The organism is Kitasatospora sp. NPDC092039, assembly GCF_044756065.1.
Lineage (GTDB): Bacteria > Actinomycetota > Actinomycetes > Streptomycetales > Streptomycetaceae > Kitasatospora.
In genome coordinates this window covers 174,235-186,632 of the sequence record NZ_JBIVSD010000008.1, presented here as the reverse complement: position 1 = coordinate 186,632, position 12,398 = coordinate 174,235, and the positions used below count along the sequence as shown (strand labels likewise).

9 protein-coding genes and 1 tRNA gene are annotated in these 12,398 nt (G+C 73.9%); 2 read left to right on the top strand and 8 right to left on the bottom strand.

Annotated features, from left to right (window positions below):
* Positions 1 to 11: 11 nt before the first annotated feature.
* The 3 genes from lysA to ACIQI7_RS18170 form a co-directional block, all read right to left on the bottom strand.
* Positions 12 to 1,403: a diaminopimelate decarboxylase gene (gene lysA, locus ACIQI7_RS18180; RefSeq protein ID WP_401110821.1), complete on the bottom strand. Its 1,392-nt coding sequence runs from the start codon at positions 1,401 to 1,403 to the stop codon at positions 12 to 14.
* Between the two features lie 91 nt (positions 1,404 to 1,494).
* Positions 1,495 to 3,156 (bottom strand): arginine--tRNA ligase, encoded by a 1,662-nt coding sequence (gene argS, locus ACIQI7_RS18175; protein WP_401110819.1) that lies wholly within the window; start codon positions 3,154 to 3,156, stop codon positions 1,495 to 1,497.
* A gap of 83 nt (positions 3,157 to 3,239) precedes the next feature.
* The gene (locus ACIQI7_RS18170; RefSeq protein WP_401111059.1) at positions 3,240 to 3,707 is read right to left on the bottom strand and encodes a PleD family two-component system response regulator; all 468 of its coding nucleotides are present in this window, start codon (positions 3,705 to 3,707) and stop codon (positions 3,240 to 3,242) included.
* Between the two features lie 177 nt (positions 3,708 to 3,884).
* Here ACIQI7_RS18170 and ACIQI7_RS18165 point away from each other — a divergent pair.
* Positions 3,885 to 3,956, top strand: a tRNA-Arg gene (locus ACIQI7_RS18165).
* 159 nt (positions 3,957 to 4,115) lie between these two features.
* Here ACIQI7_RS18165 and ACIQI7_RS18160 read toward each other — a convergent pair.
* From ACIQI7_RS18160 to ACIQI7_RS18150, 3 genes are all read right to left on the bottom strand, one after another.
* Positions 4,116 to 5,090, bottom strand: coding sequence for a trypsin-like serine peptidase (locus tag ACIQI7_RS18160; RefSeq protein ID WP_401110816.1), 975 nt, complete (start codon positions 5,088 to 5,090; stop codon positions 4,116 to 4,118).
* A 407-nt stretch (positions 5,091 to 5,497) separates the two neighbouring features.
* Positions 5,498 to 7,126, bottom strand: a complete 1,629-nt coding sequence (locus tag ACIQI7_RS18155; protein ID WP_401110814.1) for an MFS transporter — start codon at positions 7,124 to 7,126, stop codon at positions 5,498 to 5,500.
* Between the two features lie 196 nt (positions 7,127 to 7,322).
* Complete coding sequence (locus ACIQI7_RS18150) at positions 7,323 to 9,047, bottom strand: DUF885 domain-containing protein (protein ID WP_401110811.1); 1,725 nt, start codon at positions 9,045 to 9,047, stop codon at positions 7,323 to 7,325.
* A gap of 119 nt (positions 9,048 to 9,166) precedes the next feature.
* Here ACIQI7_RS18150 and ACIQI7_RS18145 point away from each other — a divergent pair, with 119 nt between their 5' ends.
* The gene (locus ACIQI7_RS18145) at positions 9,167 to 9,925 is read left to right on the top strand and encodes a TetR/AcrR family transcriptional regulator (protein ID WP_401110810.1); all 759 of its coding nucleotides are present in this window, start codon (positions 9,167 to 9,169) and stop codon (positions 9,923 to 9,925) included.
* A gap of 71 nt (positions 9,926 to 9,996) precedes the next feature.
* Here ACIQI7_RS18145 and ACIQI7_RS18140 read toward each other — a convergent pair whose 3' ends face one another.
* Both ACIQI7_RS18140 and ACIQI7_RS18135 read right to left on the bottom strand, forming a co-directional pair.
* Entirely contained in the window at positions 9,997 to 10,848 is an 852-nt protein-coding gene (locus tag ACIQI7_RS18140; RefSeq protein WP_401110807.1) for a fumarylacetoacetate hydrolase family protein, read from the bottom strand.
* 269 nt (positions 10,849 to 11,117) lie between these two features.
* Positions 11,118 to 12,332: a serine/threonine-protein kinase gene (locus ACIQI7_RS18135; RefSeq protein WP_401110804.1), complete on the bottom strand. Its 1,215-nt coding sequence runs from the start codon at positions 12,330 to 12,332 to the stop codon at positions 11,118 to 11,120.
* Positions 12,333 to 12,398: the final 66 nt, after the last annotated feature.

The window sequence follows — 12,398 nt, the reverse complement described above, 5'->3', positions numbered from 1 at the left end:
CAAGGATTTCGTCATCCGATATCCAGACGCAGGAGATCCTCCCCCGTCTCGCGCCGGACGATCACCCGCGCCGCACCGTCCCTGACGGCGAGCACGGGGGGCTTGAGGGCGTGGTTGTAATTGCTCGCCATCGAGCGGCAGTAGGCGCCGGTGGCGGGCACCGCGATCAGGTCGCCGGGGGCCAGGTCGGCCGGCAGGAAGGCGTCCCGGACGACGATGTCGCCGGACTCGCAGTGCTTGCCGACCACCCGCACCAGCATCGGCTCCGCGTCGCTGGTGCGGGACACCAGGGCCACCGAGTACTCGGCGTCGTACAGCGCGGTGCGGATGTTGTCGGACATCCCGCCGTCCACGCTGACGTAGGTGCGCAGGCCCTCCAGCGGCTTGACGGTGCCGACCTCGTACAGCGTGAACGCGGTCGGGCCGACGATCGCCCGGCCCGGCTCCACGCTCAGCCGGGGGGTGTCCAGGTCCGCGGCGGCGCACTCGCGGCGCACGATCTCGGCCAGCGCGGCCGCGATCTCGGCCGGCTCGCGCGGGTCGTCCTCGCTGGTGTAGGCGATGCCGAGGCCGCCGCCGAGGTCGATCTCGGGCAGCTCGACGCCGTGCTCGTCGCGGATCCCGGCCAGCAGGCCGACCACCCGGCGGGCGGCCACCTCGAAGCCGGCCATGTCGAAGATCTGCGAGCCGATGTGCGAGTGGATGCCGCGCAGCTCCAGGCTGTCGTGGCGGAGCACCCGGCGCACCGCCTCGGCGGCCGCGCCGCCGTTGAGCGAGAGGCCGAACTTCTGGTCCTCGTGCGCGGTGGCGATGAACTCGTGGGTGTGCGCCTCCACGCCGACGGTGATCCGGATCAGCACCGGCTGGCACACGCCCTGGTGGGCGGCGATGGAGGCGAGGCGCTCGATCTCCTCGTAGGAGTCGACCACGATGTGCCCGACGCCGCTCTTCACCGCGTGCTCGAGCTCGTCCACCGACTTGTTGTTGCCGTGCAGCGCGATCCGCTGCGGCGGCATCCCGGCGGCCAGCGCGACGGCCAACTCGCCCGCGCTGCACACGTCGAGGTTGAGGCCCTCCTCGTGCAGCCAGCGCACGACGGCCTTGGAGAGGAACGCCTTGCCGGCGTAGTAGACGTCCGCGCCGGTGCCGAAGGCGTCCCGCCAGGCGCGCGCCCGGCCGCGGAAGTCCTCCTCGTCCAGCACGTAGGCGGGGGTGCCGAACTCGGCGGCCAGCCGCCGGACGTCGACGCCGCCGACGGTGGCCACGCCGTCGGCGTTCCGGGCGACGGTGCGCGACCAGACCTTGGGGTCGAGCGCGTTCAGGTCGGCGGGCGGGGCCTGGTAGTGGCCCTCCGGCAGTACGTCCCCGTGCCGGGGTCCTGCCGGGTGTGCGGAACGACTCATGCTTCCCAGTCTCCTTCGAGACCTATGGCGAGGGGCGGCGACGGTCCTCGTTGACCGTCAGCCGCCCCCGCAGTGCGCTTGGGGGTGGTGCCTACATCCGCTCGGGCGCCGTCACGCCCAGGAGCGTGAGGCCGTTGGCGAGCACGGTGCGCGTCGCCTCGACCAGCCAGAGGCGGGCGCGGTGCGTGTCGTTGAGCTCCTCGTCGCCCTTGGGCAGGAACATGCAGTTCTCGTACAGGCGGTGGTATTTGCCCGCGAGGTCCTCCAGGTAGCGCGCGACCCGGTGCGGCTCGCGCAGCTCGCCGGCCGTGGCCAGCACGCGCGGGAACTCCGCGAGGTGGCCGAGCACGTCGGACTCCCACTCGGTGGCCAGCAGCTCGGGCTTGAACTGCTCGACCGTGCCCTTGTCGACGCCCAGCTCGGCGGCCTTGCGCGCCACGCCGCACATCCGGGTGTGCGCGTACTGGACGTAGAAGACCGGGTTCTCGTTGGTCTGGCTGGTCAGCAGGTTGATGTCCAGCGTGATCGTCGAGTCCGTGGAGGAGCGCGCCAGGGTGTAGCGGGCGGCGTCCACGCCGATCCACTCGACCACGTCGTCGATCGTGATGATGTTGCCGGCCCGCTTGGACATGCGGACCTCTTCGCCGTCGCGAAGCATCTTCACGAACTGGCCGATCTTCACCTCGATGTTGTGGTTCATGTCGTCGCCCGCGCAGGCCGAGATGGCCTTGAGGCGGTTGACGTAACCGTGGTGGTCGGCGCCCAGCATGTAGAGCGCGACCTCGGCGCCGCGGTCCCGCTTGGACAGGTAGTACGCGGCGTCGGCGGCGAAGTAGGTCTTGTCGCCGTCGGCCTTGATCAGGACGCGGTCCTTGTCGTCGCCGAAGTCCGTGGTGCGCAGGAAGACCGCGCCCTCGTTCTCGAAGACGTGGCCCTGCTCGCGCAGCCGGTCGATGGCCTTCTCGACCGCGCCGGAGTCGTGCAGCGTCTTCTCCGAGAACCACACGTCGAAGTGGGTGCCGAACTCGTCCATCGAGCGCTTGATCTCGGCGACCATGAGCTTGAGGCCCTCGGTGCGGAAGACCTGCAGCTGCTCGGCCTCGGGCAGGTCGAGCACGCCCGGGATCGCGTCGGTGAGCGTCTTGGCGATGTCGACGATGTACTCGCCGACGTACCCGCCCTCGGGCACCTCGCGGCCGTTCGCGGCGGCCTGCAGCGAGGCGGCGAACTTGGTGATCTGCACACCGGCGTCGTTGAGGTAGTACTCGGTGGTGACGTCGGCGCCGGAGGCCCGCAGCACGCGCGCCAGCGAGTCGCCGACGGCCGCCCAGCGGACGCCGCCGATGTGGATCGGGCCGGTCGGGTTGGCGGAGACGAACTCCAGGTTGATCTTCAGGCCCTTGAGGGCGTCGTTTCGGCCGTAGGCCTCGCCCGCCTCGACGACGGTGCGCGCCAGCGCGCCGGCGGTGGCGGTGTCCAGGGTGATGTTCAGGAAGCCCGGACCGGCGATGTCGACCCGGGCGACGCCGGTGATCCCTCGCAGACGGCCGGCCAGCACCTCGGCAACGGCTCGCGGCGGCTTGCCGGCCGCCTTGGCGAGCTGGAGGGCCACGTTGGTCGCGTAGTCGCCGTGGTCCCTGTTCTTGGGCCGCTCGACCGTCACGTGCTCGGGCACGGCGACGGCCAGCTCGCCCGCCTCGACGGCGGTGCTCACTGCGGCCTGGATTGCCTGGGAAAGGTCTGCGGGGGTCACGACGCCAAGCGTAGGCGAGACGGGGTGCCCGCCCGCCACCCGGTTTACCGGTTGAGACGCCCGGGCGCCGTCGTTACGGGGTCTCAGCCGCGATCGCTGCGCTCTGTTCGCTCAGGGCGAACTACGTCGGGCGGCCCGGCGGGGTGTCCGGCGGCCCGGCCCCCGGACGGCTCCCCGGGGTGGCCCTTGAGCCGCATCAGGCGCCGGACCAGCGCCACCAGGTCGGCCGGGTCGAAGGGCTTGCCGAGGTAGCCGTCCACCCCGACGGTCTCCCCCAGGTCGAGGTCCGCCGGGGTGCAGGCACTCACGATCGCGATCGGCAGCCGGCTGGTGTCCGGGGTCGCGCGCAGCCGGGCCGCCGTCCGCAGGCCGTCCAGCCGCGGCATCATCACGTCCAGCGTCACCACGTCGGGCTGCACCCGGCGGATGACCTCCAGGCATTCGGCGCCGTCGGCGGCGGTCACCACCTCGAAGCCCTCGAGCTCCAGGTTGACCCTGATCAGCTGGCGGATCACCTCGCTGTCGTCCACCACGAGGACCCGCCCGGACACTCCCGACACCTCACCGAGGGTATCGGCGGCCCCGCCGCCCCGTCCGGCCTTTGGGCACTTCCGCCGAGGCCCGCCGGCACCGCCCGGGCGGTCTCCGGGAAAACCCGTGCACGGACCACGGCCGGAGCCTGGTAGTGTTCTCCACGTCGGAAGCGCGAGCCGCCGACAGGCCGACAGGCCCCCGTAGCTCAGGGGATAGAGCACCGCCCTCCGGAGGCGGGTGCGTAGGTTCGAATCCTACCGGGGGCACTCTTCGCAAGAGTGTAACCAGGGCCCAGATCAGTGGAGTTGATCCACGGATCTGGGCCTTCGTCATGTTCCGGGGCCGGTCGGAGCCGATGGGGGCCGACCGGAGCCGGGCCGGTCCCGGCCGGTCGGGGCCCGGTTCGGGACCGGGCCCCCGCGGGCTCAGGAGGCGGCCGTCTCGGCCTGGGCGTACAGGTCCGCGATGGTGTGGTCGAAGAAGGCGCTGTACGAGGTGTCGTCGGTGTCGCCGCCCTGCTGGTAGCCGCCGATCGTGCCGATCACGTCGCCGGTGGCGGTGTCGATCCACGGGCCGCCGCTGGTGCCGGACGGGTAGCCCGGGCACTGGACGACCCGCTGGTACTCGCTCTGCCGGGCGGTGGTGTTGGTGCACAGGAGCGGCGTCTCGGAGGCGGCGGGGTAGCCGTAGAGCCGGACGGTCGCGTCGAACGGCTCGTCCGTGCCCAGCCGGTTGCCGCCGACCACGTCCTCGACGTTGCGGCCGTCGCTGGGGGCGGTCTCCAGGATCGCGAAGTCCTCGTCCACCTCGCCGTCGCGGGACCAGCCGTCGGTGGTGTGGATCGCGGTCACCCGCCAGGTGCCGTACGGGGCGGTGCCGTCGCGGTAGCCGGGCGCGAAGGTGACGCCGTCGGTGCCGCCGAGGCAGTGCGCGGCGGTCAGCAGCAGGTTGCCGGTGGCGCTGTGCAGCACGCTGGCGGTGCAGAAGTGGTCGCCGGCCGCGAGGGCTCCGCTGAACAGCGGGCCGACGGTTTCGGTCTCGCGGTCACCGGCCGGGGCCGGGCCGGTGGTGCCGAGGGCCGCGTCGTGGGCGGCGGGAGTGGCCGTCGCGGTGGCCGTCGAGGTGGCCGGGTCGGCCGGGGCGGCGGTCGGGGTCGCGGACGCGGACGCGGACGGCGAGGGGGCCGCGACCGGGGTGGCCGCCGCCTGGCCGCCGGCCGGGGCGGGCGCGGCGGCCGCCCGGGTGCTGCGGGCCGCCTTCCCGGCGGCCGTGGCGTCGGACAGGTCCAGCCCGTGCGTCCCGGTCAGCACGGCGGCGACCGCCACCGCGGACAGCGCGGTGAACAGGGACGGGGCCAGGAGTCCGCGGCGGCGCGACCTCTGGCGGCGGTGCTTGCCCATGCCTGTTTCTCCTGCCGGGGCGATCGGGGACGGCGTTCGGTCAACGACTATGACGCCTCGGCCTGGAAAGGTCGTGACGGGCTCCTCGGAGTTCGATGAGAAATCCGTCGTCCGCCCCCGCCTGCACCGTACCGGCCCGGGCGCAGTCCGCGCGGGTCCGCGCCGTCCCGGTCGTGCGGGTCGGTGGAGGTGGTGCGGCCGAGGCGGTGCAGGCCGTCGCACACGTCCCGGTTGACGCCGGTGATGGACAGGTGGACGTGCCAGGTCGCGCGGCAGCCGCGGGTCTGCGGGGTGGCGGCCGTCGAAGAAGGAGAACCGCCTGCACGGCGGCGCCTGCCTGATCCCCGGACGGTGGCCAGGAATCAAGCAGGCGCCGGAGGTTGACTGCGAGACCCTGCTGCACGTTCTCAGTCGCCCGGTGGCCGCTCCGCCCCCGTCTCCGCCCGGACCTCGCTCGCGGGCCGGACGTTGGCCCGGACGTCGGCGGCGGCCGCCTCCCGCAGGCCCGTCGGCCGGCCGTCCACGGCGGGTACGGCCGCCGCCTCGGGCTCCGCCGCACCGCCCTCGACACCGGTGGCCTCGCCCGGCGCCGGCCGGTGGTCGATCATCAGCACCGCGACCAGCGCGGCCAGCAGCAGCACGCCCATCGCCACCCAGGTGGCGACCACGTAGCCGTGCACCGCCCCCTGGGCCTGGACCGCCGGGTCGGCGGCGACCCGGGTGGCCAGGAAGCTCGCGGTGGCGCTCGCCGCGACCGTGTTCAGCAGCGCGGTGCCGACCGAACCGCCCACCTGCTGGGCCGAGTTGATGGTGGCCGAGGCCGCGCCGGCCTCGTTCGGGGCGACTCCGAGGGTGGCCAGGCTCATCGCCGGCATGAACACCAGGCCCATGCCGAAGCCGATCAGCAGCTCGGCGGGCAGCACCATGGCGGCCCACGGGCTGTCCACCCGCATCTGGGTCAGCCAGGCCATGCCGCCCGCGGCGAGCAGCAGACCCGGGCCGACCAGGGTCCGGGACGGCACCCTGGTCATCAGCCGGGCCGCGAAGCCCGTCGAACTCAGCACGATGGCGACCGTCATGGGCAGGAAGGACAGGCCGGACATGATCGGCGAGAAGTGCTTGATGGCCTGGAGGTAGTAGGTCAGGAACAGGAACGTGCCGAACATCCCGACCATCGCCAGGCCGATCGAGAGCGCGCCGCCGCCGCGGTTGCGGTCGGCGACGATGTGCAGCGGCAGCAGCGGGTGCGCGGTGCGCCGCTCGACCAGCACGAACACCGCGAGCAGCGCCACGCCCAGGACCAGGGAGCCGAGCACCAGGCCGTCGCCCCAGCCCCGGGTCACGGCCTCGGAGGTGCCGTAGACGATCGCCAGCAGGCCGCCGCAGCCGAGCAGCGCCCCGGGCAGGTCCAGCCGGGTCCGGCGGCCCTTCCCGACGTGGTCGCGGTGCAGCACGGTGAACGCCGCGAAGGCGGTGACGGCGGCGATCGGCACGTTGACGAACAGGCACCAGCGCCAGTCCAGGTACTCGGTCAGCAGACCGCCGGCGATGAAGCCGATCGCGGAGCCGCCGCCGGCGATCGCGCCGAAGATGCCGAAGGCCGTACTGCGTTCCCGGGGATCGGAGAAGGTGGTGGAGAGCAGCCCCAACGCGGAGGGGGCGAGCAGGGCGCCGAACGCGCCCTGGAGGGCACGGGCGCCGAAGAGCATGGCCGGGCCTACCGCCGCGCCGCCGAGGGCGGAGGCGAGGGCGAAGCCCAGCAGGCCGACGGTGAACACGCGCTTGCGGCCGAAGAGGTCGCCCAGCCGGCCGCCGAGCAGCAGCAGACCGCCGAAGGCGAGCGTGTAGGCGGTGATCACCCACTGCCGGTCGGCGTCCGAGATGCCCAGGTCCCGCTGGGCGGACGGCAGTGCGATGTTCACGATGGTGATGTCGAGCACGATCATGAGCTGGGCGGTGGCGATGACCGCCAGCGCCCACCAGCGGCGAGGGTCCGCGTCCTCATGACCGTGACCGGTTGCGGTTTGCGCAGTCACTGATCGGAGCCTTTCCGGAGTGGGGCGGAGAGGTCACGCAGTCGCCTTCCAGCGAAACTCCGCTCCGGACGGATCGCAAGGAAAAACCTCACCAAATCGGTCCTCCGGGACAAAAGGACCAGGCCCCCGAGACTCCGGACCGAGTCCCGGGGGCCTGGTGCCACGGCCCTCGTCGCGGCCCGCGCCGCGTCGTGGATCAGAGCGCCGACAGCTCCTCGACCAGGTCGTCCAGCCCCAGCGAGCCCTGCGAGAGCGCCGCCATGTGCCAGGCCTTGAGATCGAACTCCTCGCCGCGCGCCTCGTGCGCCGCCTTCGCCGCCGCCCGCCCGCGCAGCCAGGCGCGCTCGCCGAGCTTGTAGCCGATCGCCTGGCCGGGCAGGCCCAGGTAGCGGACCAGCTCGCTGTCCAGGAAGTCCGCGGACAGCCCGCAGTACAGGCCGAAGAACTCCCGGGCGTACTCGGGGCTGACCGGCTCGCCCGGCTTGTACGGGGAGTCCGCCGGGAACTCCATGCCCACGTGCATGCCGATGTCGACGATGACCCGCAGCGCACGCATCATCTGCGCGTTGAGGTAGCCGAGGCGGTGGCCCGGGTCGGTGAGGTAGCCGAGCTCGTCCATCAGGCGCTCGGCGTACAGCGCCCAGCCCTCCAGGTTGGCGCTCACCCCGCCGAGGCTCACCTGGTAGGTGGAGAGCCGGTCGGCGACGTAGTTCCACTGCGCGAGCTGGAGGTGGTGGCCCGGCACGCCCTCGTGGTACCAGGTGGAGACCAGGTCCCAGACCGGGAAGCGGTCCCGGCCGAGCAGCGGCAGCCAGGTCCGCCCGGGGCGGCTGAAGTCCAGCGAGGGCGCGGTGTAGTACGGCGCGGCGGCGCTGCCGGCCGGGGCGATCTTCGACTCGACCCGGGTGACCGGCTCGGCCAGGTCGAAGTGGGTGCCCTGGAGGTCCCGGACGGCCTGGTCCATCAGGCCCTGGAGGTACTCCCGGGCGGCCTCGGCGCCCTCGATGGCCGGACCCTCGGTCTCCAGCCAGCGCATCGCCGCCAGCGGGCCCGCGCCCGGCAGGACCTTCTCGGCCTCGGTCTCCATCTGCGCCAGCAGGTCGTGGAACTCGCTCCAGGCCCAGGCGTAGGCCTCGTCCAGGTCCAGGTCGGCGCCGGTCCAGTAGCGCACCCAGCGGACGTAGCGCTCCCGGCCCGCGGTGTCCGGGGCGCCGGCCGCGGCCGGGCCGTACACGTCGCGCAGCCAGTCGCGCAGTTCGGCCAGCGCCTCGGCGGCGGCCACCGCGTGCTTCGACAGCTCGGGGTGCAGCGCCTCCGGCGCGCCCTGGACGAACTGGCCGAACCAGGCACCGGGAAGCCGCTCGTCGGCGGGCGCGTCCTCGCCCAGCCACTCGGCGAACTGCCCGAGCACGGTGGCCACCTGGCGCGGGCCGGACAGCAGGCCGCGCTCGACGCCCTCGGACAGCGTCCGCCGGTACTGCTCGAACGCCACCGGGACCTTCGCCAGGCGGCGGCCGACCACCTGCCACTCGGCCTCGGTGTCGGTGCCCATCAGGGTGAAGGACTCCCGCAGGTCGTGCACCGGGGAGCCGAGGTTGCGCAGCGAGCGGAAGTTCTCCCCCGCCTCGTGGACGGCGAGTTCGGCGGTCAGCCGCTCGCGCAGCAGGCGGGCGCAGCGGCGCTCCGCCTCGTCCTCGGCGGCGCCGGCCCGCTCGGCCTCGTCGAGCTTCGCCAGGGTGCGGCGGGCGAGGTCGGCCACGGCCTCGGGACCGGCCGGGGAGAGGTCGGGCAGCCGGTCGTCGTCGAGGTTGACGCCGAGGTACACCGCGGTCAGCGGGTCGAGCTCGGCCAGTTCGCGGACGTGGTCGTCGGCGATGCGGCGAGGGGTGGCGCCGTCGGCGGTGATCAGTTCTTCACGCATTCGGACATCATTTCGTGGCACAGCGGCTTTGCAACCCCTTTGCGACCGGCGTTCGCCTGCGAAAATCCGTTCGGCGCGACAGGATCCGATCCGTCCGGCGGCCATTACGCTTGGCCGCCATGGAAGCCAGCCCCACTCCGGCCGCCGGTCAGGGCCCCGGCCCGGCCGTACCCGAGCTGCGCCCGCGCCGCACCGGCTACCGGCGGCTGCCGGTCCAGCAGCGGCGCGAGCAGCTGATCGCGGTCGCCCTGGAGCTGTTCGCCTCCCGGCCGCCGGAGGAGGTGGGCCTCGACGACGTCGCCGAGGCCGCCGGGGCGTCCCGCCCGCTGGTGTACCGCTACTTCGCGGGCGGCAAGCAGCAGTTGTACGAGGCCGCGCTGCGCACCGCGGCGGACGAGCTGACCAGCCGCTTCGCGGTGCCGGTGAGCGGGACGCCATCCGAGCAGCTGTCGGCGGTGCTGGACGGCTACTTCGCCTTCGTGGCCGAGCACGACGCGGGCTATTCGGCGCTGCTGCGCGGCGGTTCGGTGGTGGAGACGGCCCGCACCTCGGCGATCGTGGACGACGTCCGGCGGGCGGCGCTGCGGCGGACCCTGCGCCACCTGGGCGTGCGGGAGGCCGGGCCGCGGCTGACGCTGCTGGTGCGCTCGTGGATCGCGGTGGTCGAGGGCGCCTCGCTGAGCTGGCTGGACGAGGGGCGCACGCTGCCGGTGGCGGAGCTGCGCGACTGGCTGGTGGACCAGTTCACCGCGATGGCGGCGGCGACGGCGCTGCACGACCCGCAGACGGCGGAGGTGCTGGCGGGGGTGCTCGCGCTGGAGGGGCCGCGGCCGGAACGGGCGGCGCGGCTGCGGGCGGTGCTGGGCGGCGCGTCGTAACGGCGCGCTCCGTCGCGGCGCCGCGCAGGCTCTCCCGACCCCCGTGCCAAGGGTCGGGGCGGCCTCGGCCGTCAGGCCCTGCCGAGCACCTGGCGCTGGCGGCCGAGCCCGTCGATCTCGATCTCGACCACGTCGCCCGGGGCGAGGTACGGCGTGCCGGGGCGGCCCAGGGTGACGCCGGCCGGGGTGCCGGTGATGACCACGTCGCCGGGCTCCAGCACCATGAACCGGCTCGCGTAGCGGACCAGTTCGAGCACCGGGAAGATCATCTCGGCGGTGCTGCCGTGCTGCCGCCGCTCGCCGTTGACCCAGAGCCGCAGCGTCAGCGCCTGCGGGTCGGCCACCTCGTCGGCGGTGACCAGCCAGGGCCCGAGCGGGGTGAAGGTCTCCGCCGACTTGCCCTTGTCCCACTGGCCGCCGCGCTCGAACTGGAAGGCCCGCTCGGTGACGTCGTTGGCGATCGTGTACCCGGCGATCACCCCCGCCGCCTCGGCGTGCGAGTCCAGGTAGCGGGCGGTGCGGCCGATCACGACCGCCAGCTCGGCCTCGTAGTCGGTCTTCTCGCCGCCGCGCGGCACCAGCACCTCGTCGTACGGGCCGACCACGGTGGAGCCCGGCTTGAGGAAGACCACCGGCTCGGCCGGGATCGCGGCCCCGGCCTCGGCCGCGTGGTCGCGGTAGTTGAGCCCGATGCCGACCACCTTGCCCGGCCGGGGCACCGGTGCGCCGACCCGCAGGCCGTCGAGGTCCACCACCGGCAGGAGGCCGGCGGCCGCGTCCCGGGCCAGCGCGGCCGGGTCCAGCCCGGCCAGGAAGGCCCCGTCGAGGTCGCGGGCCCGCCCCGAGAGGTCGTACGCGGTGCCGTCCTCGCCCAGGACGACCGGGCGCTCGGCGCCCCGGGGTCCGACGCGCAGGAGCTTCATCGATCCGTCACCAGCCTTTCGTCGCAGCTCACCGGGGCGGCGCGGACGCCGCTCCCGAGTCCGGCAACGAGGTATACCAACGCGCCGGGCGGCGGGACCAGACCGTCCCGATGGGCGAAATCCTCCCGGTTGCCGGGCCGGCCGCGGCGCCGGCTCGGCGGCCCGCACGGTTGACACCCGTCGGGCGACGGCGGACGTCCGCCGTCGCGGGCCGACGGCGGCACGGGACCACGGCGGCACGGCCCGGCGCCCCGGCCGCCGAGGACGCCTCAGTCGCCCTGCGCCCCGCCGCCGAGCAGCACCGCCAGGGTCGGCCCCCCGCGGGCCCGCCCCGGGCCGAGCCGGGCGGCCTCCCGCTGCCAGTGCGCGAGGTCGCGCCGCGCGTCCGCCCGGGCCTCCGGGCTGGCGCCGGGCACCTGGACCAGCTCGTCCAGCAGGGCGACGGCCGCGCCCGGGCTGCCGTCCCGGGCCAGCCACAGGGCCAGGTCGTGGCAGGTGCGCAGGGTCCGCGGGTCCTCCGGGCCGCAGATCCGGGCGAAGTCGGGGACGAGCGCGGTGAGGATCTCCACCGCCTCGGCCGCCTCCCCGGCCTCGCCGTGCCGCCAGGCCCGGTCGGCCCGCCGGCGCAGTTGCTCCGGGCTGGGGTCGTCCGGACGCAGCATCCCGGGCCGGACGCCGCGCAGCCGCTCCAGCACCTCGGCGGCGCCGGCCGGCCGCCGGTCGGGCCGCTTGGCGAGCAGTTCGGCGATCAGCCCGGCCAGCGCCGGGTCCTTGCTGCGCACCCGGGACGGGACCTCCTCCAGGTGCTTGTACATGTACTCGGCGGCCGAGGCGGCGCGGAACGGGCGCGCGCCGGTGCAGACCTCGTACAGCATGATGCCGAGCGCGTAGAGGTCGGCCCGGCCGTCCACCGCGCCGCCGGACCAGCACTCGGGCGCCAGGTACGGGACGGTGCCGACCACGTTGCCGGTGGAGGTGAGCCGGACGGTCTGGGTGACCAGCCGGGCGATGCCGAAGTCCAGGACCTTGGCCCGCTCCCCCTCGTCCGCGATCATCACGTTCTCGGGCTTGATGTCCCGGTGGACGATCCCCGAGCGGTGCGCGGCCTCCAGCGCCTTGCACACGTGCCGCATCCAGCGCAGCGCCTGCCCATGGTCCGGGCGGCTGTCCTTGAGCACTTCGGACAGCGCCCGGCCGCGGACCAGTTCCATCACCAGGTACGGGATCCTCCCGGAGCCGGTCTCGGTCCAGCCGTAGTCGTACACGGTCACGATGTGCGGGTTGTTGAGGCCGCCGGCCGTCCGGGCCTCGCGGACGAACCGGCTGACCGCCTCCCGGTCGGTGGCGTGCTCCGCGAGCAGCACCTTGACCGCGACCTCCCGGTCGATGGTCGTGTCGGTCGCCCGCCAGACCACGCCGAAACCGCCCCTGCCCAGCTTCTGCTCCAGCCGGAAGCGACCGCCGAGCACCTCGCCCTTCTCCATGCCGTCCCCCAACTCGACCGCGACCGCCCGGCGTTCGCCGCCGGACGGGTCACCATAGCGGCGGGC

Coding starts and splice junctions, on each gene's coding strand:
- lysA (WP_401110821.1), bottom strand. CDS start 1,403: ATGAGTCGTTCCGCACACCCGGCAGGACCCCGGCACGGGGACGTACTG.
- ACIQI7_RS18145 (WP_401110810.1), top strand. CDS start 9,167: ATGGAAGCCAGCCCCACTCCGGCCGCCGGTCAGGGCCCCGGCCCGGCC.
- ACIQI7_RS18160 (WP_401110816.1), bottom strand. CDS start 5,090: ATGGGCAAGCACCGCCGCCAGAGGTCGCGCCGCCGCGGACTCCTGGCC.
- ACIQI7_RS18140 (WP_401110807.1), bottom strand. CDS start 10,848: ATGAAGCTCCTGCGCGTCGGACCCCGGGGCGCCGAGCGCCCGGTCGTC.
- ACIQI7_RS18150 (WP_401110811.1), bottom strand. CDS start 9,047: ATGCGTGAAGAACTGATCACCGCCGACGGCGCCACCCCTCGCCGCATC.
- ACIQI7_RS18135 (WP_401110804.1), bottom strand. CDS start 12,332: ATGGAGAAGGGCGAGGTGCTCGGCGGTCGCTTCCGGCTGGAGCAGAAG.